We start from the raw sequence: 26,157 nt of genomic DNA, 5'->3' as shown, positions 1-26,157 counted from the left end.
TCGCCGATGCGCGAAGCAATGCAACTCGTCCCTATGGTCGTCGAACAATCCAGCAGAGGAGAGCGGTCTTTCGACATCTATTCCCGTCTGCTTCGTGAGCGGATCATCTTCCTCAACGGGGAGGTAAACGACACGGTCTCGGCGCTTGTCTGCGCACAACTGCTGTTTCTAGAAGCCGAAAGCCCCAAAAGGCCAATCCATCTCTACATCAATTCGCCAGGTGGCGTCGTAACCAGCGGTCTCGCGATGTACGATACGATGCGTTACATTCACGCCCCGGTGCATACGCTGTGCATGGGAACCGCCCGCTCGATGGGCTCGTTCCTTTTGATGTCCGGGCAGCCGGGCGAGCGCACTGCGCTTCCCAATGCCAGCATCCATATTCATCAGCCGCTGGGCGGATTCCAAGGACAGGCATCGGACATGCTGATCCATGCCGAGGAAATGCAGAAGACCAAGCATCGCATGACAAGGCTCTACGCCGAGCATTGCGGCCGCACCTACGAAGAATTCGAGCAAGCGATGGATCGCGACCGCTTCATGACGGCGGAAGAGGCATTGGAATGGGGCCTTATCGACCGCATCCTGCAGGTTCGGGCAGTTTCCACCGACCACGTCGGCGCGACGTGAAACGAGCCCGGCGCAATCCGGCAGCACCGCTACTTCGCGAACGCACCTCATGCGCAGGTTTCGATCGAGCCTCTTGCATTCACTGGTCATGAGATTCCACGTGACATGGCTTCAGCCTGGCTCAGTGAGAGCCTGCTATCCCTCCGGGCTCTGCGCAACCTGGTGATCCACGCATTGCGCTCATCAAGGGTGATGACACGATGAGATGCATCCTCCGGCTCGATGGAGATGGAGATCGCCAGGGCGTTACCTCTTAGCACTTGTTGACTCACCCGCGGTTGAACAATAACTTGCTAACTCAGTCGTTAGGCTTGTCCTCTTATGACGGATCAATCTCTTCAGCGTCGCCTTGCTGCCATCGTCGTTGCCGACGTGGTGGGATATTCACGCCTGATGGAGGCTGATGAAATCGCAACGCTGGCGAACCTCAAAGAACTCCGTTCTGGCGTTATCGAGCCGGCAGTGATGCGCAACAATGGTCGCGTCTTCAAGGTCATGGGTGACGGATTCTTAATCGAATTCCGTAGCGCGGTGCACGCGGTCTCAGCAGCATTGGAAATGCAACGGGCCGCCTCTGCTGTTTCCGGAGACCGGCGTCTACTTTTGCGTGTGGGCGTCAATTTGGGAGATGTCGTTGACGACGGTTCAGACGTTCTCGGCGACGGCGTCAATGTCGCGGCGCGCCTCGAGACGCTGGCCGCACCGGGAGGTATCTGCATTTCAGCCAAAGTTCACGACGAGATCGTTGGCAAGATCGGCGACCGGTTCATTGATGCAGGCGAACGCTACCTGGAGAACCTGGCTCGCCCTGTCCACGTGTGGCATTGGCCGGATGCGCTGCAGAGCATATTGCCGCTGCCCGAATGTCCCTCGATCGCTGTATTGCCGTTCACGAATGTGAGTGGGGATGAAGCTGACGCGCCTTTCGTCGACGGCTTGACCGAAGATCTGATCATCGACCTTTCCCGTACGGCTGGCCTGTTCGTCATCGCGCGCAATTCTGTGAACGGCTACAAGGGCAGGCCGGTTGACGTACGGCTGGTCGCCCAGGAACTCGGCGTCCGCTACATCCTCGAGGGGAGCGCCAGACGCGCGAGGGGCCGTGTCCGCATCAAGGCCCAATTGATCGATGCGCTTGGCGGCCAGCACTTGTGGGCCGACCGGTTTGACAGGACGGTGGAAGATGTTTTCGAGTTGCAAGATGAAGTTAACGCCAAGATTGTTGAAGCCCTCGTCGGCCGGCTGACCACCCCGAAGCAGCGCAATCGGCCGAAGAACATCGAGGCGTACGATCTGTGTGTGCGCGCCCGCCGTCTGACGGAAGAGTCGCCGCAAACTGAGCGTGAGGCCCATATGCTGCTCCAACGCGCGGTTCAGCTCGAGCCATCATATGCCGAGGCGCTCGGTCTGCTCGCCTATAACCGCTGGCTTGCCTGGACTCATTTCGGCGAGCCCGAAGATCCCAACCGTCGGATGGCGGTGGCGTTCGCGCAGAAGGCGGTCGACCTAGATCCCGACGATGCCGGCGGCCGTTACGTTCTGGGGACCATTTTGGCTTATGAGCGGCGATGGGAGGAAACGGAGGCCGCCTTCGCCAAGGCCCTGGAGCTGGACCCCAACCACGCCGACACCTGGGCCGCCATGTCGGACATGTCCGTGCTGGACGGCAGGATTGCCGACGGACTAGCGCAGATCGAAAAAGCTCTGCGGCTCAATCCCTACCCAACCTGCTGGTATCTTTGTCATCTTGGGCAGGCGCAATACGCCGCGCGTGACTATGAGGCGGCAGCCGCTACACTCCGCAGGGAAGACACGTATCGTACCAACTCACGCAAATTCCTGGCTGCTGCGCTTGCGCAGTTGGGCCACAGTGAGGAGGCACGGCGAGAAGCAGAATTGTTCCTGATCGCCCACCCTCATTTCACCATCAGCCATTGGCTCAGCTCCCAGCCGCTGCGCGATGCATCGGTACGAGACCACTTTGTCGACGGCTTCCGTAAGGCCGGCCTGCCGGAGATTTGACAGCAGGTGGGGACAATCGCGACGCGTTCGAGAACGTGGGAAATCATCCCAAGTTCCGTTGACGCGCGCCCCTTTCGACACCATCTGCTGCGAGATGCCCAAAACGAAGACGAAAAGCAAGGAAAGCGACGATCCCGAGCTGATCAGGGAGTGGCCGCTTCCCGTGGAGGCGACCCTCGGATCTGGTGTCAGGGTGAAGGGGATCCTACAGGAAATCCGCTCCCGGCTACCATCCCCAGTCCGGAAATCGCTGGATATGCAGGCAAGCGGGCTCATCCTTGTCATGCCAGAGACTTCGAAGACTGCATTCAGAGCGACGGCATCGGCCGTCTCCAAGGCGCTCGACGACATCGCAGACCTTCTGGTCATTCCCAGGGAGATCGAGGATATCCTGATGATCACGGCATCAGAGCGGAAGCGTTGGCTCGAAGACGGCCGCCTGCCCAGCGCTGGAACGCGAACGGTCAGGCTGCAAGGGCGGGCAAGGAAGATCACCTTTCACGTATTCGACCCCCATGTTGTCGAAGATCTTCTCGACCGTGGCGCTGTGGACGAATGGCGCGAGGACGACGCCGCGGCTAAAGCGGAAAATCGCAGACGGGCCGCGTATCAGGCGAAGCTGACGCGCTCGCTGAAGAAAAAAGAAAAAACCGAACGACCCGATGAAGCCGCAACCGGGTTAAGCGGATGGGACGAGTTCGGGATCGACGGCCTCCTTCGGTAGTGCCATTGCATGAAGATGTCGCGAAGCTGAACCGCAGGCCCATCGGGTTGTCGCGTGGATCCGGCCCGCCACCATGGGCGAACTCGTCACCCTGCCCGTCGGCAGCTTGAACTCCATGTCGCGATGCGCCTGACCGGAACTGCGCGCAAGTCGCGCAGGTGTAATAGCGATACCGGTCCGACTAGGTGTCGCGGCTGTGCGAGGAGATCGACGTCAAGGTGAAGGCCCCGATATTGAGGACAGTCAGGGCGGCGCTGCGGGAGTACCGCTCGGCCACGCGCGTGAACGGCAAGCGCTCCTGGTACGCCCTTGCCGACGCGCTGTACGACGAATTCCTTGAGCTGCCCGACGGGGATGAAGACGACGCGGATCCCCGCAAGGCGCTCGCCAAAGCGCTCAGGCGCTTTGCGGCAGGGGACGCAGACGCCGACTCCTGAACGCCTGGAGGCGTTATCCCGCTACTTGGTAGATAGGAAGTTCCTGTCAGGTACTGACCTGAAGCCATCGCAGACCTTCGCTTCGCTGTTTCCGCCGTCACCCCTCCCCGGCCTGAGGGTGACGGACGGCTCCAGACGAAGCAGGCTCAAATTCCCATAAAGTTGGGAGGTTTGGAGAAGGCTATAGATGTCGCCTTTTGGTTTATAAATCATGGAAAATCTAAACTTGACTGATGGTTTGGACGTTGCCTATAATATAAACCATGAGTGAAGATTTTCCAGGAAAGCTAAACCATCTGCAGCGCGAGTTACCCGAGGGGCTTGTCGTGGACTCGGCGTGGCTGAAGGCACGGGGCTACTCCGCACAGCTGTGCCGCAAGTACGTCACGAATGGCTGGCTGGAGCGATTGACGCACGGCGTCTATCGCAAGCCCGGCGGCAAACTCCTGTGGGAGCACGTCGTCATATCGCTGCAAACCCTGCTCATGAAGCCTCTCCTGGTCGGCGGTGGGACGGCACTCACGCTTCACGGCTTCTCCCATTATCTCAGACGGGACGAGAAAGCGGTCCATCTATACGGCCCGGAAGACGCGCCCACCTGGCTCAACAAGCTGCCGCTGCAGATCGCATTCGTCTCTCACAATAGTGGCGCGCTGTTTCGCAATGAACCGATCCATTTTGGACTGACAAGTCTTGGCTGGAATCTGAAAGACAGCAGCCAAACCGGCGACGAAAGCCCGCAGGGCGGGTCATTCCGCGTCATGCCGTGGGGGCAGTGGGACTGGCCACTGACGCTATCAACCCCCGAGCGGGCCGTCCTTGAAATGCTGGACGGACTGCCAAGCCACGAGAGTTTTGATCAGGCCGACAAAATCATGGAAGGGCTCACAACCCTCAGCCCCCGGAGACTGCAAAAGCTGCTGCTTGACTGCAAGAGCATCAAGGTGAAGCGCCTGTTCTTCTTCTTCGCGGACCGCCATAACCATCCGTGGCGAAAGCACCTCAATAAGGAGGCCGTCAATCTGGGAACCGGCAAGCGGATGCTCGTGCCGGGCGGACGCCTGGATCCGACCTATCTAATCACCGTTCCGGAGGAATTGTATGCCGGTCAATGAACGGTACCGCCAGCAGGTCGCTCTGCTGGTACAGACGATCCCTGCTGTCGCCGAGGAAAAGGACTTTGCCCTCAAGGGCGGCACCGCCATCAATCTGTTTGTCCGCGATATGCCGCGCCTCTCGGTCGATATCGACCTTACATTCCTGCCGGTCATGCCGCGCGATGAATCGCTGGCCGCCATCGAATCCGCGCTCCTGCGGATCAAGAAACGGGTCGAAGATTCGGTTGCAAGCGTGCGCGTCTTTGAAAGCCGCCAGAACGACGGCAGCCTGACGCGCCTTGTCGTTCAGGACAGGAACCGTACGCAGATCAAGATCGAAGTCACGCCCGTTCTGCGCGGCTGCGTCTTTGCGCCCGGGATGAGGACTGTGTCAGCGGCAGTCGAAGAGGAGTTCGGTTTTGCGGAAATCCAGGTCGTTTCGTTCGCTGACTTATACGCCGGCAAGATAATGGCGGCTCTCGACCGGCAGCATCCGCGCGATCTTTTCGATATCAGGGATTTGCTGGTCAATGAAGGGATCAGCGACGAACTGCGCCAAGGCTTTATTGTCTATCTCATCAGCCATGGGAGACCCATCGCCGAAGTGATCACGTCTGGCCAGAAGGACATCACGGCTGAATACGAGAAGAATTTTGAAGGCATGGCCGTGAATGATGTTCCGCTCGCCGACCTTCTCGATGCGCGCGCGCAACTCGTTGAAACCCTAATCGGCGCAATGCCGATGCCGCACCGCGAGTTTTTGGTCGGATTCAAAAAGGGCGCGCCAGACTGGGACAAACTCGGACTGGCCGGGGCGGCAGACTTGCCGGCGGTGAGATTTAAGCAACAGAATCTTGATAAGCTCAATGGTAGGACAAGAGCGAGCCTGACCGAACGACTGGCAACAGTATTGGGAATCGGCGAGTACTAAGCCACGCGTGATGAAGAAGATGCCGAGAAGCCGCAATACGAAAAGAATAAGCTGAGGGGCGAAGTGTTTTTAAAAATCAACCGCGTCAAAAACCTGGGTGTCTTCTCGGACTACGCCTGGGACGCCGGGCTACCCGCGTTCGAGCGCTTCCATGTCGTGTTCGGCGAAAATGGCTCAGGCAAGACTACGCTTTCAAGATTGTTCGACGACTGCAAGGGTAGCCAAGTGCCTTCATCGTCCATGCCAGGCAACGGCCATGGCTCAGATAGTGCTCGACGGCAATCCGCTTCTGCTCATCCGGATACCGTTGTTTGGTGCGTACATAGCCCGCCGGCAAGTCGTGACCACGTTCGTACTCGCGACACCAATGCTTGAGTGCATTCTTCGCCGGGTAGCCAAACTGACGGATCGTGGCCTTCACGTGTTTACCAAGATTGATGTAGAGCTGCACGGCCCTCATGCGGTCTTCGTACGAATACATGAACTATCTCCTGTTGGTCCAAGAATTCGTCCGCACCTCCTAAGTGCCAAAGTAAAATTCCCCACTGCCGCCGCCGCAATGCCGCCGCGTGTCGGGGTGTGGGTGAGTCAGCCGACAGCGCGGCCTGTCCCAGTGGAACGGCTTTATAGCGGTTCCACCTTTTAGCGCGAACACTTCCTTGCGGCTTTAGGCACACGAGAAGAGCCTTGGTCATTCGACCGCCGCGTATCGGTAGTCCATGTTTGACTGCCATTAGATCCGAAGGTCGTGTACTGTGCCCGACGTCGAAATCGAGGATCAGCTGATATGGACGAGGAGGGCTTGGCTGAGATCTCAGCTCGGTATGTTCGCTTCGCCGATGCAGAAGCCCTCGGCCGTTCGCCGCTCTACGAGGCGTTAGCTCGTGCGGTTGCTGCAGACCGGGAGACCCTCGGCTTCCTATCGACTCTCCCAGACATGAAAAGGCAACCGAACCTTCTGCTTGCGGCGGTGCGTCACCTGTTCGGCACGCCGACGGGGTGGACCGAGTTCCGCCAGACGCTCCTGGCCCATCCCGACGCTGTCCGTTCGCTGATGCTCGAGCGTTCGACACAAACCAACGAACCAGGAAGGTGCGCTTCGCTGCTCCCCGTCCTGGCGCGATTGCCGCAGCCGCTCGCGCTCCTCGAAGTCGGGACCTCCGCAGGGCTCTGCCTCATGCCCGACCTCTATGGCTACGACTACGGCCACAAGGCGATCCGCGCACCCGTGATGGCCTTGAGGCCGCCTGTCTTCCGTTGCTCCGCCAGCGAGATGACCCCATTGCCGGCGGCCGCGCCACACGTCGTCTGGCGAGCGGGGTTGGACCTGAGTCCAATTGATGCTTCAGATCCTGCGCAAGTCGCATGGCTTAAGACACTGGTCTGGCCAGAGCAGACGGAACGGCTTGCCAATCTGCAGGCCGCCGTGAAAATCGCCGCCACGGTCAAGCCACGGATCGTGAAGGGTGACCTGCGCGGGAGCGAGTTCGTTCGGCTCTGCAGCGAAGCTCCAAAGGACGCCACCCTTGTCGTCTTTCACACGGCCGTTCTCGACTACATCTCCGACCTCGCAGACAGAGAGGCTTTCGCCGAACAGGCGATGCGTCTCGCTCCGTATTGGGTATCGAACGAGTTCCCCCGCGCATTCCCGTCCATCGCCACGCGAGCAGGAACAAGCTGGCCACCCGGGCGCTTCCTCCTGTCTGTGAACCGCACTCCTGTCGCCTGGACCGACCCGCATGGAGCTTCGCTCACATGGATCGCAGACGAGCTCAAGGGGCCGGCCGATGCAGAGCATTTGCGCTAAAGCTTGCTCAGGGCAGGCCCTCCCGAATGACCGGAACGTTCGGCCTCGCCTTTGATTGCAGACATTAGCCGAAAATTCGGGAGCACGCCAAGAAGCAGAAATCGCATGAGCTTGATCTCTACTATGGAACTTCAGCATAGCGGATGATGCTCTGATTTTGTACGTTGGCGACTAGTTCATCAGAACGAGACAAAAATCGGCGGAGCAAAGGTGAGGAATTTGAATCGTTGTATCCTAAGGTGAGATCAATTGTCGGAGGCACACCCTCAAGTGCTCTAGCAACGACATTTGGCGTCAGCATATTTTGCGCATAAAGCGGAATAAGCGTTATTCCACCTGTAGACACGACGAGCGACATTGCTGATGGTAGGCCGTCACCCTCGTACTCCGCCTTGAGGGTGATCCCAACGTTCGACGCGTAATCTTGGATCACGGACTGCAATACGGGAGAAATTCTGGCCGAACTGACGTAAGTTTCACGGGCAAGGTCCTGCGGCCGGATCTTTTTGCGCGACGTCAAGCGATGGTCCGCCGGCAGTACGGCGATCAGTGGCTCCTTGGCTAAAAACTTGAAGGACACACCAACACTCTGCGTCTCGGGGCGAAGGAAAGCGACGTCCAGCTTGCCTCGCATCAGTGCCAGAGCAAGGTCCGGGGAAGATTGACTGGACAGTATGATTTCAACCTCCGGTGCTTCCTCACGAATAATGCGCAATGCATGGGGTAGCCACACGACCTCTTGCCCTGCGAGAAAACCGATAACGAACGACTGCTTTTCCGGCCGTTCTGCCCGCCGAGCCCCTTCCGCCGCCGCCTCGACTTGCAATAACGCCAGCCGCGCGTGATCAAGAAACACTTTACCGGCGGCGGTGAGCGTCACGCCGCGCGGCTGCCGTTCCAGCAGTTTTACGCCGATTTCGGTTTCCAGATCGCGAATTTGCCTGCTGAGTGAGGGCTGAGAAGTGTGTAGCCGCCGCTCGGCTGCGGTCAGTAAGCTTCCCTCCTCCGCAACAGCAACAAAGTAGCGCAAATGCCTCAGTTCCATCGGGTCCTCGCTATACCTTGAAGGCATAGCTCGAACGTACAAGGTATTTGTCTTTGATAAAAAGGGAATTTAATCAACGTCGCAATTTTGGGATATAATCGAATGCGCCTCACCGGAGGTATTTCGCAATCAACTGTGTCCAAAAGGGAATGTTTAACAGGGCAGATGGAGCGACTCGATGCCTTCAATCACCACCACGGACGGCGTAAACATCTTCTACAAGGACTGGGGCTCAGGCCAGCCGATCGTTTTCAGCCACGGCTGGCCGCTGTCGGCGGACGACTGGGACGCCCAGATGACCTTCTTTCTTCGCCAGGGCTACCGGGTGATCGCCCACGACCGGCGCGGCCACGGCCGGTCCGACCAGCCCGGCACCGGCAACGACATGGACCACTGGGTTGCCGACCTCGCGGCCCTCACCGAGCACCTCAACCTGCGCGACGCGATCCACATCGGCCATTCCACAGGTGGCGGTGAGGTTGCTCGCTATGTCGCCCGCCACCCGGAACGCGTCGCGAAGGCGGTACTGGTCGCTTCTCTGACGCCGAACATGTACCGGAGCGAGGAAAACCCGTCCGGTCAGCCGCCGGAGTGGTTCGAAGCGATCCGCGCGGGCGTGCTGGGCAACCGGTCGCAGTTCTTCCGGTTCGTCCCTGAGAACCCGTTCTACGGCTACAACCTCGACGGGGCCGTGCCGTCGGAGGCGATCATTGCGAACTGGTGGCGCCAGGGCATGGCCGGTGGTGCCCTGGCTCACTACGCGACTGTCGACTCTTGGCTGGAAGATTATACTGAAGACCTCAAGAAGATCACCGTGCCGGTGCTGGTGATGCATGGCGAGGCCGATCAAGTCGTGCCCTTCGCAAGTTCCGTGCCGCGTGCAGTCGACCTGCTCAAGAACGGGTCGCTGAAGACCTATCCGGGCTACCCCCATGGCATGCTGACCACACACGCAGATGTCCTCAACCCCGACCTGCTCTCGTTCATCAGGTCTTGACCACATCGACCGGACCGCGGCCTTCACCCCACGTCGGCCGCGCGATCTGTCACCCGGCAGTGCCGGGTGACACCTGTCGCCATCGACATGCCAGCATGGCTGGCTTTCCTGCCGTCTTTGAGTTTTATGGCGCTCGGCTCGATGGCAGCTTTTGGGACACTGACCATAGTGTCTGAACGGCTGAAATGCGGGCGAAACTTGCCGCCGCCGACGAGTAGTGCCCGTAAGGGCAATAGCGCTCCTCCGGCGTAAAGAGTAAGCTCATTGAACCGTAGGAACGCGCTGTAGATGAGCCGCGGCCCGTCGGAAATCTGTTCTTTTGCTGTTGATCACACGTCAAGGTCTTCGCTGCCGAGTGAGCGGGCCATGAAACGGCATTCAGGCACAGAACCGAAGGGAGACGTTATGAAATCGACCACCCGCACACGCCGCCTAGTAGCTGCCACGCTCTTTGGCGCTATGGCCGTCGCTGCTGTCAGCGCCGCCCACGCACAGACGAACCTCAACACGGCCATCGGAGCTCTCAACTACGAGAATGGCTACCCCACAAAGGAGATGCCAACTACTTCATCCGTGGCGTCGTGATCAAAGGGGATGTGGCAGGTGCCGCTGACATGATCGCGAAGTCGAAGGTCTATCCCTACAGCGAGCGCGCCAATCCCAAGCCCAACCGGGTTCTTCGCGTCTCTGGCAAACACGTCAGCACCGACTTCCCCAAAGGGATCGAGTACTGGAAAATGCTGTCCGAAGTGATCAACCATAATCCGGTGGAAGAGCGCGATCGCTTCTTCATGGCGATGCTCAAGCCGCTGGGGATCGAGAAAGGCAAACCGTTCGCGCCCGATGAGCGTCAGAAGCGCATCCTCGAAGAGGGCGCCCGCCTCGGCCATGCCATGTCGCAAAACCTCAGCTTCGAATCAAGGCTCTCGGCGTCCCCGGCCTACAAGCACTGGGTGAACGTGATCATCGTCACCACGAAAGAGGGAAGCCAACAGGAATCCGAGTATTACTCAGAACTCGACGAGCGCGTGAACTATCTCTATCTCGGCACCTGGCCCGCCTACGCCATGACCCTGCCATTCCCCTCCAAGGGCCAGCGGTATCTGGAAGCGTTCAAGGACAAGGACGGAAATTGGCTGGACGGCGCGAAGCACTACAAGCTCCACGTCCCGGCCAACGTGCCCGTCGAGGAATTCTGGTCGATTACGGTGTATGACAACCTCACGCGTTCCATGACCATGAACAAAGAGAACCGGGCCGCGATCAGTTCCTACGACAAGATCACCAAGAACGCCGATGGCTCAGCGGACCTCTACTTCGGCCCGAAAGCACCGGCGGGCCTGGAGGCCAACTGGGTAGACACCAGTGCGTCGAAGGGATGGTTCGTCTGGTTCCGCTTCTATGCCCCGACGGAACCCTTCTTCGACCAGAGCTGGCAGCTATCGGACTTTGAGAGAGTCAAACGATGAAGCCGAATACCGGCTGCGCGAACGAATGGAGAGCACCGATGACCTCCCCCCGCACACGAGATTTCATAGCCGCCGGGCTCCTTGGCGCTCTGGCCATCGCTGCCACTGGCTCCGCCGCTGCGCAATCAGCCCGCTTCAGCGATGTGGCCAACCTTGAATTTCCGCAAGGCTCTCCCAGCAAAGAAACCGCGCAAGCGCTCAAAGACGAGTTGCTATTCCAACGGGCCACCCAAGCCTATCTTTGGGCAATGCCGGCGATCATGTCACTCGGTATGGAGGTCGGATCGGTAAAGGCTTTCGGCGGAGGCTACAACGTCTTGCCGATTTCGAAGAGCCTCTTCGATTCAAGTACACTGATCATTACCCCCAACACCGTGACCATGTATGCCGTCGGCTACCTCGACCTGGGCAAGGAGGGTCCACTTGTGGTGGAGTTGCCGCCCAAACTGATGGGCTTTATGTCCGACTTCATGGCCGTGCCCATTCCGGCGGATGGCGGGGTGTTCGCCGGGGATGTCGGCTTGGACGGGCCTGACGGTGGCAAGGGCGGGAAGTTCCTCCTGCTACCACCGGAATACAAAGATGCGGTGCCGAAGGGTTATTACGTTTACCGTTCAGGCATGAACAGCGTCATGGTCACCCTGCGCGGCTTTGATGACGACCCATCAAAAATGGAGGAAGCGGTTGCGCATCTCGAAAAGATCAGGATTTACCCGTTGGACAGCACTATCAAGGCCAAACCAATGATCTTTCCTGACGCTTCCAAGCCCGGGCTCAACATGTTGCCGATCGAAGACGGCAGCGCGTTCGATCATCTTCAGCGGTTGATCGACAGGGAACGCGATGACTTCGCCAGCCCTGATTGGCGAGGCGTGCTGGCATCCATCGGCATCGTCAAGGGGCAACCGTTCAACCCGGTGCCCGCACCCGGAAGATTTTCGAATCCGCTGCGGTGACCGGCTTTAAAACGGCCCGCGTACTCGCCAACGAGGCTGTTCTTAATGGCGGCGTTTCGACGCTGGTGTATCCCGACCGAAGATGGACAAATCCCTTTTTATCAGGGTCAGGCACGAAGCAACATGCGATTAATACCGCCTTCCTGAATGCTTCTGGACATTTTCTGGATGTTGACGCTCGCGCCGGCTACTACAGCACGGGTTGGGGGATCAGCCCCGGCATGGTCACGCCGTCTCCCGGCAAGGGGGCGTTTTACGGCATCGCCGACGTGGACAACCAGGGTGAGGCTTTGTCGGGCGATAATAACTATCGTTTGCACTTTCCGGCCAATGTCCCCGCGAAATTGTTCTGGTCGATCACGCTTTACGATGCCTACACCGCATCGTTACTTGTCGGCGAAAGGCCGTTCCCGTCCCTCGGCTCCAACGACAAGCCGGTGAAGAACCGCGACGGCAGCACCGACCTCTATTTCGGCCCAAGCGCACCAAGCGGCAAGGCCGGTAATTGGCTGCCCACCAAGCCCGGTAGAAACTACATCGCTTTCTTACGCCTCTATGGCCCAACAGAAGCAGCCCTGGACAGGAGCTGGAAGCCAAGCGACTTCGAACGCGTGAAGTGATTCGAATGCCGACGGCTGCGCGACGGTTATTTCCGTCCCAAGCAGCCCGAGGTGGTCAAGCCCGGCAACTGGATTCAGACCATGCGAAGGTCTCGATCTGGCGCGACTGCGACCTCCAGCGTAGTCGCCGGGAATGTCTGCTTTCAGGCGGCGGCAAAGCTCACCTTAACGACTGACATGCGGGGCCCGATCCGGCCATCGTCGAGGTCATTTTATGGCCCAAGGCCGACCTTTGCGCGCATCTGGAAGTCGATCCTGCCGCCCATTCCGGGCCAAGTTCAGCACACTTGCCAATTTCATCGCGTAGTGCCCAGAGCATGCGTAAAGCACCATGATCGAAGCAATGTGGAGAAAGAACCCAAGGGAGGGTTGGCTGAAATCCCAGAAGTTCATTGTTATCTCGGCCATGAGCCTCGATCTGACGCCGATCACGAATGAACTATGGATACCATAGGCGGCAATGGCGACGGCCAATGTGCGAAGGACAGCGGTCCTGACATTGCTTCGGTCACTGATCCGGAGCCATCCGCTCGTCACGCCCATGATCATTGACCATCGCATGCCAACGTGGACGGAAGCGATGATGAGCGCCCAATACGCGGTGAGCCCATGGACTTGACGAGCGATATAGTTTCCGCTCAACGGCAGGACGCTGAACATGCTGCGCGATATCATCAGGCTCGTCACCAGGAGCACCAGCATAGTCGAGAGCAGCGAGACGATGACAACGATGTTGACCCATCCACGCAGGTTACGGCCGCCTTTCGCAGCCCTTGCATACCAACGCCGGTTGAAAGTGTTGTGGGCGATCAGCAGCACCAACATGACCGTTCCGATGATCTCATGCGCCACGTTGCCGAGCCAATCATAGGCCAGGGCGACCATCAGCAAGCCGCCCGCGAGGAAATTCATTCCCAATCGGACGGGAAGAGAGAATGTCACGGAAGATAGTCCCGCATCCGATCGATCGTGAACATGAAGTCGTTGCTGGCCTGCGACTGATGGCACGACTCGCATCGGTCAGCGATCGCAGTCCGGTTCACCTGCTTGTCGGGGCCGAACTGCTGGAAGTGCCAGTCGCCTGTACGATGGTCTTCTTCGACGTCAAGGCCCCAGTCCACGCCCTTGTGCATCACGAAATAGCCCGTGAGTTTGTAGTCCGTCCAGATGCCGAGTACCAAGCGGGTGCTGGCTGGCAATGGCTGTCCGGATTTCGAGAACTCGATCGTTTCGGGAAGAGCAAAGGCTTCTTCCTTCGAGGAACCTCGGTCGTAAGTCGCATAGAGGACGTACTTGTCGAAGTCCGCGGGAAAGGTGGCGCGATTGGTGTCCGCCCTCGCTCCCAGCCCAAGCGGAAGAAGGATCGCGAATGTGACGGCGATGAGGGAAATTATGCGCGTCGAGAGCATCATGAGCCTTTCGCGGTGCATTGGTTATCGGTCAAGTCCCGGGTAAAGGCCGGCAAGGCTTGGCCGAGCACCTCCTGGGTGCCCGGCATGACAAACGTCCTGCGGCTAGGCAGAGACGTCGACCAGTTCCATCTGTATCTCGTTCATGCGGCCGCCATGTACCGTGATCCTGGAAAGGGCCGCGTCGATCTCGCTGAGGTCTGCAGGCGCTAGTTCCACGCGGAGCCCCCCGAGATTCTCGTTGAGGTGATCGACGTTTCGCGTGCCGGGGATCGGAACGATGAACGGCTTCCGGGCAAGCAGCCATGCAAGTGCGATCTGCGAAGGCGTTGCGCCCTTTGTCCCGGCGTACTCCTTCAGGAAATCGATGATCGGCATGTTCGCTGCAAGGTTTTCGGGGTGAACCGTTCGAACGTCGTGCGGAGGTCGGTCTTCGGGTCCAGTTTCGTGCTGCCATCCATCTTCCCGGTGAGGTAGCCCATCCCCACGGGACCCCACGGAACGAAGCCGATGCCGAGTTCCTCGCAGGCAGCGAGCACACCATTGGTTTCCGGGCTTCTTTCCATCATGGAATATTCAGTCTGCACGGCGGCGACCGCCTGGACGGCGTGCGCCAGCCGGATCGTCTTCGCGCTCGGTTCGGAGAGACCGAAATGCAGGACCTTGCCTTCCTGGATCAGGTTCTTGACCGCACCCACGACGTCTTCGATCGGCACGTTCGGATCGACGCGATGCTGGTAGAATAGATCGATACGATCGGTCTTGAGGCGCTGCAACGAGGCCTCGGCGACCCGCTTGATGCGTTCCGGCCTGCTGTTCAGTCCGATTGTGCCGTCGATGGCAAAACCGAATTTCGTCGCGATCCTCACCTGGTCGCGGATAGGCGCTAGAGCTTCGCCGACAAGTTCTTGGTGTATGGGCCGTAGACTTCGGCAGTGTCAAAGAAAGTCACGCCGTTGTCATGCGCCGTGCGCAGTGTCTTGATGCCTTGGGCAACGTCTGCGGGCGGGCCATAATTGGCGCTGATGCTCATGGCTCCCGCGCCGATTTCCGAGACTTCTAGCGTTCCGAGTTTGCGAGTCTTCATATTGGTTTCCTTGGCCTGCTCCGATGTTGCAGCCCAGCCCATTGACCCAAGGGGCAATGCTGCGCCGACGAGCGCGGCAGTTGTCAGGAAGTCTCGGCGGTTGAGTGTCGAACGGCTTTCTGCGTTCAATCGGGTTGGTTCATCTGTCGCGGACATGATCTTTTCCTGTTCAAACGGTCGGGCGTGAGGACGATCAGTTGGCTGCGGCCGCAACTTCGTCGAAATCCAGAGAGGTCGAGAGTTGCCGATGGGCGTCGATCTGTTTCTGGAGGGTCGCGATCTTCTGTTCTGCGATGCCGATGGCATCCGCGCCTGCGATGAAGCGGGCTGGCAGTTCGTTCAAATTGGTGAGCGTCAGCAAAGCCTGGGCAAGCTTGGCGGGGTCGCCGGATTGCTTGCCATTGTAGGACTTCCAGAATTCCAACTGTTGTGCCCGCCGCTCGGCGTAGTCGTCGATCGAGGGGACCGCGTAATTGGTCGACTCCTTTGTCAAAAGCTCGGTGCGAAAGAAGCCCGGATTGACGATCATGGTCTGAATGCCGAATGGTGCGACCTCGGCCTGTACCGACTCCATCCATCCTTCAAGCGCGAACTTGGAAGCCGCATAGGCGCTTCCGAATTCGAAGCCGCCGAAACCAGCGCTCGACGATATCGAGATGATTTTACCAGAACGCTGTTTGCGCATGACGGGAAGGGCGGCGCGTGTGACGTTCATCGGACCGATGAGGCTCGTCATCAGTTGCACGTCCATCTGGGTGGATGTCAGTTCCTCGAAATATCCGGCGAAGAAGCTCGCGGCGTTATTCACAAGCACATCGATGTGGCCAAAGCGTTCGACCGCCGACTTCACCGCCTGCTCGGCATCCTCGGACTTGTTCACGTCGAGTTTGACGACAAGCAAGTCTGCTGACTGCCCGATGGCCTTGGCCACCTTCTCGGGATCACGACCAGTCGCAACCACCTTGTGACCCGCCGCTAGCGCGGCCTTTGCGAAATCCAACCCCATGCCGCGCCCGGCACCCGTAATCATCCATACCTTGCTCATAGCCACAGTCCTTCGTTGTCTGAAGGCAAGATAGGTCACGCGGAGAGTGCTGATTAGGCGGTATTATCTGCATGTACTTAGAAAGCGGGTTTCTAAATAGGCGGGTTTACGTGAACGCTCGGCGGCGATTTCTCGGCTGCCGGGCGTTGTTCTGATAGGTCTTTTTGGAGGCTTGGAGGATCAATCAGACCGTTAAGCAGCTCTAATGTGAGTGCCAAACCAATCGAGAACGAGTCGTGGGTTCTGGCCGAAGTAATTGTATCCCTGGAAGCGCTGATCCGTTCCTTCGATCCAGAACAGCTTCTTGTCCTTCGTCGAAATGGTGTCGTAGATTTCCAGGACATTGGACGGCTTGGTCAGGAAGTCGTCACGAACCTGGGCGACTAGAGTCGGGACAGTAACGGCCCTGGCATACTCCATCGGCCAGACATCGGCGAGGTGAAAGCCGGTCCGCTTGTGGAACGCGACGTCGAAGCGTTCGAGGCCATTCTCGATCTTCTGGTTTTCCACCGCTGTCTGGACGAAGACGCTGGGCGAGACAGGCTGCAGCGCGATCAACGCCTTGATGTGTTCGAACTCCGCTGGGTGCTTCTGCATCCCGACGATGGTCGCATTGGCTCCGAGGCAGCGGCTGTAGAGAACCGTTTTCATGTCCTTGGTGTCGGGTCTGGATTTGGCGTAGCGGATCGAGCCGACGACATCGCGATATTCCAGCACACCGTGACCGTTGACGCCGCCGCTGCCCGTGCCGCTGCGGCCGTGGTTGCGCATGTCGTAGGCGATGATGTTGTAGCCCGCATCGTGCAGGACCTTGTATTCCGGCAGGAAGTTCACCTCGAAGCCGCCGAAATTGGTCCACGGCTCGAGATGACCCGGGTATCCATAGCGATTGCAGGGCATGGGATGGTTGCAGATGACCAGTCGATCGGAATCGGCGGGAATGAACCAGCCTTCGATTGTCACGCCATCCATCGCGGGGAAGAAGATTTCCTCGAACTCCATGCCGTATTCATTCGGCCAGCGCAGAATGGGGGTGCGAGTCGAGTGGGCCATCAGGTCGGCCATGCCATTGATGAATTCTTCGGATTTCGTGTCGGCCATTGTGGTTTTCGCTTTTACGTCTGCAGCCTGCGCGCTGGCGGTGGCGGCGGCCATGATGGGAAGGGTGGCGAGTGCCGCGCCAGCTTTCAAAAGCTGCCGCCGGCTGTTCGACGCTGCACCGTCCTGTTGAAGCGTGGTGTCACTTGGGTTGCCCATTTCAGGCTCCTTCTCGATGAGAGGTCGATGTTTGAAACTTGAGGCGGCGCACGGGTCGTGATCCGCCTCGTTGCTCGTCACTGCTTGGGAGGAACAAAGCCTTCGGTGATCACCACCGAACCTTCGGTCGAAGCGACGCGAAACTTCCTTGCGGCGGTGTATTCCGGCGAGTCGTAGAACCGTTGGGCGTCCGCAACGCTCGGAACTCGGCGATTGCCATGACGGACTGCGGCTTGCCTTCAACCGCGATCGCATTCAGGTTGAAGACGATGATCTTTCCGCCGAATTTCGGAGCCAGCGGGCCCGCTTCTTCCATATATTTCTGGTAGGCCGCCTGATCCTTGATCGTGTAGTTGGCGATCATGTAACCGGGTGCCTGCGCATCCTGTGCATGACCAGTCGAGCCGAAAGCCCCGGCCATAGCGATGGCGGTGCCGAGTACGAGTGTCTTCATGGTAGATATCCTTTTCTATCGATCGGCCACGTGTCTCCGTCGGCCCGATCCGGCGGATCGTGTCGCTCGAGGAAACAGACGGTGTGATGAGAAACCCGGCGGCGTTTCCGTCCGGCTTTCATGAAAAGGACTATAACGAGGATCGATTTGAGCGATTAGACGGCATAATCTGCATGAAGTCAGAAACCTCAGAGATAAATCCTTCTCGTCAATCGAGGTGCGCCCCACGGGGAGAACGAATGGCGCTGAGAGGGCCAGCGCACTGGTCTGGCGCTGCTATCTTTTGTAACGGAGCGCTTCGAGCAGGAGTGCAAAGGCCGGGGTGTGCTGGCGTCTGCTCGGATAGTAGAGGTGATAGCCGGAGAAGGGCTGGCACCAGTCCTCCAGCACGCGCACCAGTCGTCCTTCTGCAATGTGGTGGGCAACCTGGCTTTCGAACGTGTAGGCCAACGCCAGCCCATCAAGGGCGGCCGCTTCCAGCATTTCGCCGTCGTTGAGAATGAGCGGCCCGTTGACCCGGACCTCAAGCTCGACGCCGTCGCGCTCGAACTCCCATGCAAAGAGGCCGCCACCCGTGGTCTGGCGATAACTGGCGCAACGATGGTCGCCAAGGTCGCGGGGCGTTTCCGGTGCCTTGTGCTTGGCGAAGTAGGACGGCGAGCCGACGACGGCCATGCGCAAGTCCGGGCTGACCTTGACTGCCACCATGTCTTTCTGGACTTGCTCACCCAAGCGAATGCCCGCATCGAAGCGGCCCGTAACGATATCGGTCAGTCCTTCCTCAAGACTGATTTCGACGGAGATGTCGGGATAGTCCGGAAGAAGCTTCGACAGGACGGGCCAGAGCACGGTTTTCGCCGCATGCCGGAATGTGGTGATGCGGATCGATCCAGCCGGCTTGTCGTGAAGCGCCGTGAGCGCCGCGAGTTCGCTGTCGATGTGGTCAAAGGCAGGCCTGAGGCCATTGAGCAACTTTTCTCCGGCATCGGTCAGCGAAAGACTTCGGGTCGTTCGCGACAGCAGCCGTACTTTGAGGCGTTCCTCCAGCATGCGGACGGCATAGCTCAATGCGGACTGGGACAACCCCAGCTTGGCGGCGGCTCGGGTAAAACTCCCTTCTTCTGCGACTGCAATAAATACGGCCAGGTCGCTGAAGTCGCCTTTTCTCATTTATCAATCCAATTTCTAACTTCATGCGGATTATAGAGGCAGCAGAGTAAAGTAGCAAACTCTGCGATGGCAAACGGAGGGGCCAGGGAGACGAAATCGGGACGTCCTTTTGGCGCGGTCCAGACTGTCTCCTTGGCGGCAGCGGCCGCGGCCACTTGAACTGTCGACTGACTGCTTCTAGGAATTAAAGCGGGTGGTGTGGACGACCGGCATGGGGCGCGTAGCTGGCAGGTCGATATATAAACAGGGAACGTTGTTCTGTGAGGTCCGGCCCCGCTGGGTGCAGGGCCGCACTCTGTCAAATTTCTACATGCTCCGCCAGTTCCAGCGCATCCTCGATGTCAACGCCCAGGTACCTGACCGTGTTCTCAATCTTGGTATGTCCGAGCAATATCTGGATTGCACGAAGATTGCCGGTCGCTTTGTAGATCATCGCGGCCTTCGTGCGTCGAAGCGAGTGAGTGCCGTAGTCTTCGCGTCTTAGTCCGATGGCAGTCACCCACTCATCAACCAACCGGGCATACTGACGAGTGCTAAGATGATTGGCATGATCGACACGACTAGGAAAGGCGTAGTCGTCAATTGTCCCGCCTCTGCGTTCAAGCCAAGCAAGCAGGCTTGCCCTCACTTCGGTCGTGATCTCGAACTGCACGGGACGACCGGTCTTTTGCTGGACGACCATGGCGCGGGTTCGAATTTCTTGACCTGTGACGAGAGTCCCGATTTTAATCTTAACTAGATCGCAGCCCCGGAGCTTACTGTCTATAGCGAGATCAAACAGCGCGCGATCTCTCATACGTCCCTCCCGGTCTAACAAGAAGCGGATCGCCCAGATCTGGCGCTGTTTCAAGGGCTTCTTGACGCCGACCTCTCGGCCAGCGTTCCATGCCGGTCGACCCACTGCAGCAGGATCATATTGTGCAATACCCATCTGAGTTCTCCTTTGGCCTCCATGGCCCATAGGAAAACGTGCGGGTTGAAGGATTCACGGGCCGGGAGGAGACTGGCCGCTTCCGGACGTATCCCGCAGAAAGCTGCCCTTCGCTAAAGTGAAATCGCCGCCGGAGATACATCTCGCTCGCTGCTGCTGGAAGGTGGACGTTGGGGACCGGTCAGCCAGTCCTCATCGCTTGGCGAGCGGCCGGCCGCATGAGCGAACACCGGCTGCCCGGAGATCAATCGGTGGAAGTTGGATCGGGCCGACGTTGACGAAGTGTGCCATCGCATATCCAACGCACGCAACTCCTTCCGGAAATCGTACTCCAAATCGTCAGGGACATCTGCTGCTCGCCCTCAACGATCCATCCTGTCCCACCACAACCAAACGCGCTCCGGGCAACGGTGGAACGCGTCTTCTGTTCACCGGTTGCCGCGAAATTCCAAGCCTCCTGGCGTTCGAAAGCTGCGCGCCAGAGCACAATCCGGCGCTCGGCCCCTGCCCATGGTCGAACACATCGAGCACCGGGCATTTCTATTCAGCCCTATTTAGTGTCACTGCTAATGGCATGAATTGACTTCTCTGAAAATTAATGACACACATAGTGTCATTAATTCACTGGAGACCGCGATGGCAGAGACCCGCAGCTACAACAGTCCGCTCCGCGAGGAGAAAGCCCGCGAGACGCGCGAGGCAATCCTGCGTGCGCTTTACCGGCTGATGTGCGCCGACGCCGGCCCGGACGAGATCAGTATGGACGCCATGGCCACCGAGGCTGGCATCCAACGGCGCACAGTATTCCGTCATTTTCCAACCAAGGACGATTTGCTAATGGCCTTCTGGCCCTGGCTGAACGAATTGCTCGGCGTGTCCATCGTGCCTGACAGCGTCGCGGACATCGTGGCAGGGCCGCAGCACACCTTTCCGCGCTTCGATGCTCACGAGGCAGCGATGCGCGCTTCGCTGCACTCGCCCACGGGGCGTTCGATGCGCTCGGGCATGGTTCCCGCTCGCCGTCTGCGCTTCGGCCGGGCGCTTGCTCCCGTTCTCGCCACCCTGCCGCCCAACGAGGCCCAAAGGGTCGAGGCGCTGGCGCATCTTCTCTACTCGGCCTCCGCCTGGGAGGTCCTCAAGGATTACGGCGGTCTCACCGGCGCCCAAGCTGGTGAAGCCGCCTCTTGGGCGCTCGATACGATCCTGTCCGCGGTCGCCTCGGGTTCGTTACCGCGGACATGACTTCGAAAACCAAGGAGACAACGAAATGAGCATCCATGTGACAACGAATGAGGACGGCGAAGCCCGCTGGGTCGTTGCCGATCGCGTCCGCTTTCTGGGCGGCATTGCCGGCGAACAGCTCGAACTGATCGAGGTGGAGATTCCACCGGGTTCCGGGACGCCGCCGCACAGCCACGCCTCGCCGGAGCTGTTCTATGTGATCGACGGGGTGATCACGATCCGCCACTTCGCGGCCGACAAACCACCGGTCGTGATTACAGCCGCGGCCGGGACATCGGTGCGTGTCGATGGACACGCACCGCATAACTATGTGAACGAAAGCGGCAGCCCGGCGCGCATGCTGGTGCTGATCGAGCCATCGATGACGGCGTTCTTCCGCGAGATTGGCACCGCTGAACCCCAGGCCGCACCGGACTTCGCCCGCATCGGCGCCGCCATGCAACGCCACGGCATCGAAGCCCTTCATATGGCATCCTGACCGCCGCCTGACACGATCGCCCCATACCTGACTGTCAGCAAGGACAGGAGCCGGCAAATCTGACGGGCGCTCTTTCGGCCGAAAGAGCGCCCGTCCAATGGGCTGACTTTTGTCAATAGCGCCAAGGCTTCTGTAAGCCCAAACCTGCAACTCAGCGGCATATCTGCCTTTGGGATATAGAAGCGCCAGGTGCAGCGTCCGATAAGGGTGCGCAAAGCGGAAATCATTTCCGCTGTTGGCCCTAAGCCGCCATTGGCAACCCGCCCTGCCTCAGTGCGCCACCTGCAATTAGTCGGGCAATAAACTCCCCGCGTTCCACTAAATTGAAACAGCTACATTAAAACTACTTAAATGCGCATCTTCTACCGTGGCCCTCAAGTGTGAGCGGGGCGTTCAAGGTATGCCGAGGCTGGCACCAATCACCCACAACTGAGGCGTTAAACCTTGAGGGCCTTGAATTTGCCAAGAAACGATACTCAGCTTGAATGGTACATTGCGTTATGCATCGGGGCAGTCGTGATCTTTCTGATCGCAGCCGACAAAGCCCATCATGAGAGCAGTCTGGGGGACTACAGAAGACGACCTATCCGCAAAGCAGCATTTTATGCCGCGCTTTTCGGAATGCTCCAAACATATCGAGTTCTCTTTATCGATGGTCCCTACACGCTGCGCCCATTTCTTCCGCATGTCGACGCATCAGGAATTCCAAGCAATGGTTGGCTTGAACTCGCAATGATACTGGTCGCCGTGGCCATCACGGCTGTGGTAATGCCGACAATCCTGTTGAGCTGGTTGCTTGCACCCGCTTTTGCCGCCTTTGCATTAGGAAGACTTAGCGGGCGCCGGCTCTGGCTTCACCGTAGTCAACGAATCGCGAAATCTAGTGACAATGGCGCCGATGTTCTGAACCGTGGGGGCGCGTCTCCGAAGCGGCCTTTTGGACGAAAGAAATGAGTTCAAGGACCATGGTGATATGAAGTCAGTCATCGGTATTCTGTGCTTGCTTTTAGTTCCCGTATTCCTTGGCTTCGTTGCCAAAGACAACATCGAGCGGGGGACGCTCAGAACCTGGTATCTTGAGAAGTCGATATGGGCGTCGTTTATCCTTGGCGCTCCGGTCATCTTTTTGGCCGTCAATCCTATAATACCGGGCGAAGGTGCCGATCATGGCCCCGTGGTAGGAACGCTCTTGGCGGTCGTCTTTTTTCTTTCGGTGGCAGGTGTGTTTCTTCTGCCAGTGTTCGGCGCCGTAATCCTTGTTTATGCGTTCGGATATCTTTTCTGGCTTGTTGGTGGCCGAAGGCGCATCCAGCCTTCCGATCCTCCGCAACCCGCGTCGACTACGGACTCCACAGGAGCAACTACGCGATCTGATCAAAGGTCCTTCGGCAAACGTGAAGACAAATTGAAGTAGGGCGCATGGTCCAATTTCTGCAATTGGCGCGAAGCTGCCGTTTCGGCGTTGAGTAAGAATGCCGAAACGATCATCAGGAAACATTGCGGACTTAAGAGGACTAGCACAGGCTGCAGATCGTCAAAGAGCATATATTCGAGCGGCTCGGACATCGTCGTGACCTGACGACAGCGGATCGCCCCGGAGCCTGAAGAGCAGTCATTGCGTAGGGCTACAACGTCGGCTGCGTCCAGCTCGATCGCAACCGAGAGCGCTCTGAGCAGCGGCTGAAAGTTCTTTCTTGCCCCCTGTCTCCCTGCTATCCTGAAAGTGAGGAGACGGCGCCATGAGCGAGAGCCGAAAGCTGGCTGCAATCCTGGCTGCGGACGTGGTTGGGTACAGTCGGCTTGCCGGCGCCGACGAGGAACGCATCCTGGCGAGGCTGCGGGCACTGCGCAGCGATCTCATCGATCCGACGATCGCAGTTCACCATGGCAGGGTGGTGAAGCGAACTGGCGATGGTGCGCTGGTCGAGTTCCGCAGCGTGGTGGACGCCGTGCGTTGCGCCATTGAGGTGCAGAACGGTATGGTTGAACGCAACGAAGGCGTGCCGCAGGACCGTCGCATCGAGTTCCGGATCGGTATCCATTTGGGCGATGTCGTCGAGGAAAGCGACGGCGATCTGATGGGCGACGGCGTCAATATCGCCTCGCGATTGGAGAGCGTCGCTGCGGCGGGCGCTATCTGCCTATCCGAGGATGCCTATCGCCAAGTCAAGGCGAGGCTCGACCTCTCGGTCAGCGATCTCGGCAACACGCAACTCAAGAACATCGCCGAACCAATCCGGGTCTATTCGCTGCAAGTCGGCAGCGCCGGGACCAAGGCAGCCGCGGCCTCGGAAACCGCGACGAGTCAACCTGCGACGGCAACGTCGCCGAAGCTGTCGATCGCCGTCCTGCCCTTCGCCAACATGAGTGGTGACGCTGAACAGGACTACTTCGCCGACGGCATCTCGGAAGACATTATCACGGCGCTATCGAAGTTGAGGCAGCTCTTCGTCATCGCCCGCCATTCGTCGTTTACCTTCAAGGGCAAGAACGTCCATGTGCAGGAGGTGGGCACGAATCTCGGCGTGCGGTATGTCCTTGAGGGCAGCGTACGCAAATCGGGGAACAGGGCACGCATTACGGCGCAGCTTATCGACGCGACCACCGGCGGGCATCTATGGGCGGAGCGGTTCGATCGCGACCTGACCGACATATTCGCTGTTCAGGACGATGTAACGCAGCAGATCGTCGACGCACTGGCGGTCAACCTGACAGAGGGCGATCGGAAAAGGCTGGTGCCGGGGCAGACCGGGCATCCCGAGGCGTACGACTGCTTCCTGCGCGGCCGGGAGCTGTGGCATCGCCTGACGAAGCAAACGAACAGCGACGCCCGCGACCTTTTGCAACATGCCGTCGAACTGGACCCGAACTTCGCCTCGGCGCACGCCTTTCTCGCCCTGACCCACGGGCTCGACTATTTGAACCGGTGGAGCGCGTCGCCGCAGCGCTCGATTCAGCAGGCCGAAGAGGCTGCGACGCTGGCGGTGGCACGGGATGATAGCGATCCCGTGGCCCACTGGGCACTGAGTGTGGTCAGGCTTTACTCACGACAGCACGATAGAGCTATCAGCGAGGCCGAGCGTGCAATAAGTCTCAATCCGAACTTCGCCGAAGGGCAGGTCAGCCTCGGGGAGGCACTTCTCTATTCAGGCAGATCCGAGGAGGCACTCGCCTGTTTCGATCGGGCCAGGATCTTGAACCCGTACTTTCCGGATGTCGTTCTCCACTTTCAGGCCTGGGCATGGTTTCAACTGCGAAGGTACGAAGAGGCCGTTAAATTGTTGGTGCAGCGCGTGAGTCGCAATCCCGTCACCGACGTCTCGCGCGCGCTTCTGGCCGCCTGTTACGGACACCTCGGCCGTTTCGAAGAGGCTCGGGCGACGTGGCAAGAGGTGCTGCGCGTCAATCCCGACTACTCCCTAGAATACCGCCGCAAAGTCTTGCCCTTCAAGAACCCCGCCGATTTCGAGCTCGTCATGGAAGGGCTACGCAAGGCCGGTGTCGTACAATGATGGGTGATAAATGTCCGATCTTGAACCTGTTCGCCACTTCCACAGAAGATGAGCAATAGCCGATGCCGGCTTAACCACCACCTCCAGCGTAATCGCTAGCAAGGTCTGCTTCGAGGAGTCTGCAAAGCCTCTCTGGCGGGCGTAGCTGCCGTCGAGCCCCAATATTTGCGACCCCCGTCAAAACATCTACGGCCGCCCCAATTCGCTGAAGAGGGCGCGACGGCTTTGTGTCGGCGCTGCCGCGGCCGGCAGGCTGGCGACACGCTGTTGGGCGATGGGCCATTGATACCACGGGTGGGACCGGCAAGCTGGTGATGGCACCGTGCGCTCATTGCGGAGTTCGAGACGGCGATCCACCGCGAACTCCAGATGGTAGGCATCGCGCGGGCCAGGCCGAGGGTCGGACTAGTGGCCGGGCTTGGCAATTATCCATGAAGTACAGCACAACATATACTAGGCTGATGCGACTTCATCGGATGCCGCAGTGGAGAAGAACAGAATGCTCGTGCTATTAAAGCTGACATTGGCACCGCTGCTCGTGGCTTTTGCTACCATTGTTGCACGACGTTGGGGTCCCAAGATTGGCGGCATCGTCGTCGGGTTGCCATTGCCACCGGGCCGATTTTTCTGTTTCTAGCCGTTGACCAGGGCTTGGGTTTCGCCGAGAGAGCGTGCGTCGGAATTTTGCTTGGTCTGATTGGTCTCGCAGGCTTCGCGCTGATCTACACTGTCGCATCTCGATACGCAGGATGGTCTTTTTCCATCATCGCCTCTGCGGTCACTTTTTTCGTTGTTTCAGCCATCACCAGCAGGTCGATGCTAAGCGGAGTGGTGGGG

The 26,157-nt window shown here is 58.8% G+C and carries 24 protein-coding genes and 4 pseudogenes; 18 read left to right on the top strand and 10 right to left on the bottom strand.

Annotated elements, in window-relative coordinates; genetic code table 11:
* Positions 1-6: 6 nt before the first annotated feature.
* The 7 genes and pseudogenes from IB248_RS21620 to IB248_RS31875 all read left to right on the top strand — a co-directional run.
* Positions 7-630 carry an ATP-dependent Clp protease proteolytic subunit gene (locus IB248_RS21620; RefSeq protein WP_018859112.1) on the top strand — a complete coding sequence of 208 codons (624 nt, stop codon included), beginning with the start codon at positions 7-9 and terminating at the stop codon, positions 628-630.
* Positions 631-951: 321 nt separating this feature from the next.
* Positions 952-2,652, top strand: coding sequence for an adenylate/guanylate cyclase domain-containing protein (locus tag IB248_RS21615; protein ID WP_192241665.1), 1,701 nt, complete (start codon positions 952-954; stop codon positions 2,650-2,652).
* A 94-nt stretch (positions 2,653-2,746) separates the two neighbouring features.
* Positions 2,747-3,376 (top strand): hypothetical protein, encoded by a 630-nt coding sequence (locus IB248_RS21610; protein WP_192241664.1) that lies wholly within the window; start codon positions 2,747-2,749, stop codon positions 3,374-3,376.
* A gap of 185 nt (positions 3,377-3,561) precedes the next feature.
* Positions 3,562-3,813, top strand: coding sequence for a hypothetical protein (locus tag IB248_RS21605; RefSeq protein ID WP_192241663.1), 252 nt, complete (start codon positions 3,562-3,564; stop codon positions 3,811-3,813).
* Between the two features lie 263 nt (positions 3,814-4,076).
* The gene (locus IB248_RS21600) at positions 4,077-4,928 is read left to right on the top strand and encodes a type IV toxin-antitoxin system AbiEi family antitoxin (RefSeq protein WP_192241662.1); all 852 of its coding nucleotides are present in this window, start codon (positions 4,077-4,079) and stop codon (positions 4,926-4,928) included.
* Positions 4,915-5,841, top strand: a complete 927-nt coding sequence (locus tag IB248_RS21595; protein ID WP_192241661.1) for a nucleotidyl transferase AbiEii/AbiGii toxin family protein — start codon at positions 4,915-4,917, stop codon at positions 5,839-5,841. The genes IB248_RS21600 and IB248_RS21595 overlap by 14 nt, the downstream gene beginning before the upstream one ends.
* 63 nt (positions 5,842-5,904) lie before the next feature.
* Positions 5,905-6,015 (top strand): annotated as a pseudogene (locus tag IB248_RS31875) (hypothetical protein); the annotation flags it as partial.
* A 13-nt stretch (positions 6,016-6,028) separates the two neighbouring features.
* Here IB248_RS31875 and IB248_RS31870 read toward each other — a convergent pair.
* Positions 6,029-6,322: pseudogene (locus IB248_RS31870) on the bottom strand (transposase); the annotation flags it as partial.
* Between the two features lie 321 nt (positions 6,323-6,643).
* On the opposite strand from IB248_RS31870, the gene IB248_RS21585 reads away from it, so the two are divergent.
* Positions 6,644-7,648: a DUF2332 domain-containing protein gene (locus tag IB248_RS21585; RefSeq protein WP_246779281.1), complete on the top strand. Its 1,005-nt coding sequence runs from the start codon at positions 6,644-6,646 to the stop codon at positions 7,646-7,648.
* 121 nt (positions 7,649-7,769) lie between these two features.
* Here the strand turns inward: IB248_RS21585 and IB248_RS21580 are convergent, their stop codons facing one another.
* A complete protein-coding gene (locus IB248_RS21580; RefSeq protein WP_018860356.1) occupies positions 7,770-8,693 on the bottom strand; it encodes a LysR family transcriptional regulator in 924 nt (307 codons plus the stop codon).
* Positions 8,694-8,871: 178 nt separating this feature from the next.
* Here IB248_RS21580 and IB248_RS21575 point away from each other — a divergent pair, with 178 nt between their 5' ends.
* From IB248_RS21575 to IB248_RS32395, 5 genes are all read left to right on the top strand, one after another.
* Positions 8,872-9,690 (top strand): alpha/beta hydrolase, encoded by an 819-nt coding sequence (locus tag IB248_RS21575; protein WP_192241658.1) that lies wholly within the window; start codon positions 8,872-8,874, stop codon positions 9,688-9,690.
* 405 nt (positions 9,691-10,095) lie between these two features.
* Positions 10,096-10,275 (top strand): hypothetical protein, encoded by a 180-nt coding sequence (locus tag IB248_RS21570; RefSeq protein WP_192241657.1) that lies wholly within the window; start codon positions 10,096-10,098, stop codon positions 10,273-10,275.
* Positions 10,276-10,304: 29 nt separating this feature from the next.
* Positions 10,305-11,159: a DUF1214 domain-containing protein gene (locus IB248_RS21565; RefSeq protein ID WP_192241656.1), complete on the top strand. Its 855-nt coding sequence runs from the start codon at positions 10,305-10,307 to the stop codon at positions 11,157-11,159.
* Positions 11,160-11,197: 38 nt separating this feature from the next.
* The gene (locus tag IB248_RS31865; protein WP_246779280.1) at positions 11,198-12,115 is read left to right on the top strand and encodes a DUF1254 domain-containing protein; all 918 of its coding nucleotides are present in this window, start codon (positions 11,198-11,200) and stop codon (positions 12,113-12,115) included.
* Positions 12,112-12,735, top strand: coding sequence for a DUF1214 domain-containing protein (locus IB248_RS32395; RefSeq protein WP_348648613.1), 624 nt, complete (start codon positions 12,112-12,114; stop codon positions 12,733-12,735). The genes IB248_RS31865 and IB248_RS32395 overlap by 4 nt, the downstream gene beginning before the upstream one ends.
* 207 nt (positions 12,736-12,942) lie before the next feature.
* On the opposite strand, the gene IB248_RS21555 is transcribed toward IB248_RS32395, so the two are convergent.
* The 8 genes and pseudogenes from IB248_RS21555 to IB248_RS21520 form a co-directional block, all read right to left on the bottom strand.
* Positions 12,943-13,677, bottom strand: a complete 735-nt coding sequence (locus IB248_RS21555) for a DUF4405 domain-containing protein (protein ID WP_348648612.1) — start codon at positions 13,675-13,677, stop codon at positions 12,943-12,945.
* On the bottom strand, positions 13,674-14,147 hold the full coding sequence (locus IB248_RS21550; RefSeq protein WP_246779279.1) for a cytochrome P460 family protein: 474 nt from the start codon (positions 14,145-14,147) through the stop codon (positions 13,674-13,676). The genes IB248_RS21555 and IB248_RS21550 overlap by 4 nt, the downstream gene beginning before the upstream one ends.
* Before the next feature lie 102 nt (positions 14,148-14,249).
* Positions 14,250-15,387: pseudogene (locus IB248_RS21545) on the bottom strand (aldo/keto reductase).
* A gap of 37 nt (positions 15,388-15,424) precedes the next feature.
* Positions 15,425-16,276, bottom strand: a complete 852-nt coding sequence (locus IB248_RS21540; protein WP_192241653.1) for an SDR family oxidoreductase — start codon at positions 16,274-16,276, stop codon at positions 15,425-15,427.
* A 192-nt stretch (positions 16,277-16,468) separates the two neighbouring features.
* A complete protein-coding gene (locus IB248_RS21535; protein WP_192241652.1) occupies positions 16,469-17,533 on the bottom strand; it encodes an alpha/beta hydrolase in 1,065 nt (354 codons plus the stop codon).
* A gap of 77 nt (positions 17,534-17,610) precedes the next feature.
* Positions 17,611-17,849 (bottom strand): annotated as a pseudogene (locus IB248_RS31855) (DUF1330 domain-containing protein).
* A gap of 414 nt (positions 17,850-18,263) precedes the next feature.
* Entirely contained in the window at positions 18,264-19,157 is an 894-nt protein-coding gene (locus IB248_RS21525; protein ID WP_192241651.1) for a LysR family transcriptional regulator, read from the bottom strand.
* Between the two features lie 298 nt (positions 19,158-19,455).
* Positions 19,456-20,088 carry a tyrosine-type recombinase/integrase gene (locus IB248_RS21520; protein ID WP_192241650.1) on the bottom strand — a complete coding sequence of 211 codons (633 nt, stop codon included), beginning with the start codon at positions 20,086-20,088 and terminating at the stop codon, positions 19,456-19,458.
* 636 nt (positions 20,089-20,724) lie between these two features.
* Between IB248_RS21520 and IB248_RS21515 the strand changes: the two genes are divergently transcribed.
* From IB248_RS21515 to IB248_RS21495, 5 genes are all read left to right on the top strand, one after another.
* Positions 20,725-21,330 carry a helix-turn-helix domain-containing protein gene (locus IB248_RS21515; protein WP_192241649.1) on the top strand — a complete coding sequence of 202 codons (606 nt, stop codon included), beginning with the start codon at positions 20,725-20,727 and terminating at the stop codon, positions 21,328-21,330.
* A 25-nt stretch (positions 21,331-21,355) separates the two neighbouring features.
* Positions 21,356-21,808: a cupin domain-containing protein gene (locus IB248_RS21510; RefSeq protein ID WP_192241648.1), complete on the top strand. Its 453-nt coding sequence runs from the start codon at positions 21,356-21,358 to the stop codon at positions 21,806-21,808.
* 444 nt (positions 21,809-22,252) lie between these two features.
* Entirely contained in the window at positions 22,253-22,762 is a 510-nt protein-coding gene (locus IB248_RS21505; protein ID WP_192241647.1) for a hypothetical protein, read from the top strand.
* 19 nt (positions 22,763-22,781) lie between these two features.
* The gene (locus tag IB248_RS21500) at positions 22,782-23,222 is read left to right on the top strand and encodes a hypothetical protein (RefSeq protein WP_192241646.1); all 441 of its coding nucleotides are present in this window, start codon (positions 22,782-22,784) and stop codon (positions 23,220-23,222) included.
* 325 nt (positions 23,223-23,547) lie between these two features.
* Positions 23,548-25,320 carry an adenylate/guanylate cyclase domain-containing protein gene (locus IB248_RS21495; RefSeq protein WP_192241645.1) on the top strand — a complete coding sequence of 591 codons (1,773 nt, stop codon included), beginning with the start codon at positions 23,548-23,550 and terminating at the stop codon, positions 25,318-25,320.
* The last annotated feature ends 837 nt before the right edge of the window (positions 25,321-26,157 follow it).

Origin of the sequence: Rhizobium sp. RHZ01, from assembly GCF_014851595.1 — a bacterium.
Classification (GTDB): domain Bacteria; phylum Pseudomonadota; class Alphaproteobacteria; order Rhizobiales; family Rhizobiaceae; genus Rhizobium; species Rhizobium altiplani.
Note: the sequence above shows the minus strand (reverse complement) of the source record. Positions and strands in the feature narration are given on the sequence as shown.

Bases quoted from the DNA above. Each gene is read 5' to 3' on its own strand.
- IB248_RS21620 (WP_018859112.1), top strand. From the start codon at position 7: ATGCGCGAAGCAATGCAACTCGTCCCTATGGTCGTCGAACAATCCAGC.
- IB248_RS21615 (WP_192241665.1), top strand. From the start codon at position 952: ATGACGGATCAATCTCTTCAGCGTCGCCTTGCTGCCATCGTCGTTGCC.
- IB248_RS21610 (WP_192241664.1), top strand. From the start codon at position 2,747: ATGCCCAAAACGAAGACGAAAAGCAAGGAAAGCGACGATCCCGAGCTG.
- IB248_RS21600 (WP_192241662.1), top strand. From the start codon at position 4,077: ATGAGTGAAGATTTTCCAGGAAAGCTAAACCATCTGCAGCGCGAGTTA.
- IB248_RS21595 (WP_192241661.1), top strand. From the start codon at position 4,915: ATGCCGGTCAATGAACGGTACCGCCAGCAGGTCGCTCTGCTGGTACAG.
- IB248_RS21580 (WP_018860356.1), bottom strand. From the start codon at position 8,693: ATGGAACTGAGGCATTTGCGCTACTTTGTTGCTGTTGCGGAGGAGGGA.
- IB248_RS21575 (WP_192241658.1), top strand. From the start codon at position 8,872: ATGCCTTCAATCACCACCACGGACGGCGTAAACATCTTCTACAAGGAC.
- IB248_RS21570 (WP_192241657.1), top strand. From the start codon at position 10,096: ATGAAATCGACCACCCGCACACGCCGCCTAGTAGCTGCCACGCTCTTT.
- IB248_RS21565 (WP_192241656.1), top strand. From the start codon at position 10,305: ATGATCGCGAAGTCGAAGGTCTATCCCTACAGCGAGCGCGCCAATCCC.
- IB248_RS31865 (WP_246779280.1), top strand. From the start codon at position 11,198: ATGACCTCCCCCCGCACACGAGATTTCATAGCCGCCGGGCTCCTTGGC.
- IB248_RS21550 (WP_246779279.1), bottom strand. From the start codon at position 14,147: ATGATGCTCTCGACGCGCATAATTTCCCTCATCGCCGTCACATTCGCG.
- IB248_RS21540 (WP_192241653.1), bottom strand. From the start codon at position 16,276: ATGAGCAAGGTATGGATGATTACGGGTGCCGGGCGCGGCATGGGGTTG.
- IB248_RS21535 (WP_192241652.1), bottom strand. From the start codon at position 17,533: ATGGGCAACCCAAGTGACACCACGCTTCAACAGGACGGTGCAGCGTCG.
- IB248_RS21525 (WP_192241651.1), bottom strand. From the start codon at position 19,157: ATGAGAAAAGGCGACTTCAGCGACCTGGCCGTATTTATTGCAGTCGCA.
- IB248_RS21520 (WP_192241650.1), bottom strand. From the start codon at position 20,088: ATGGGTATTGCACAATATGATCCTGCTGCAGTGGGTCGACCGGCATGG.
- IB248_RS21515 (WP_192241649.1), top strand. From the start codon at position 20,725: ATGGCAGAGACCCGCAGCTACAACAGTCCGCTCCGCGAGGAGAAAGCC.
- IB248_RS21510 (WP_192241648.1), top strand. From the start codon at position 21,356: ATGAGCATCCATGTGACAACGAATGAGGACGGCGAAGCCCGCTGGGTC.
- IB248_RS21500 (WP_192241646.1), top strand. From the start codon at position 22,782: ATGAAGTCAGTCATCGGTATTCTGTGCTTGCTTTTAGTTCCCGTATTC.
- IB248_RS21495 (WP_192241645.1), top strand. From the start codon at position 23,548: ATGAGCGAGAGCCGAAAGCTGGCTGCAATCCTGGCTGCGGACGTGGTT.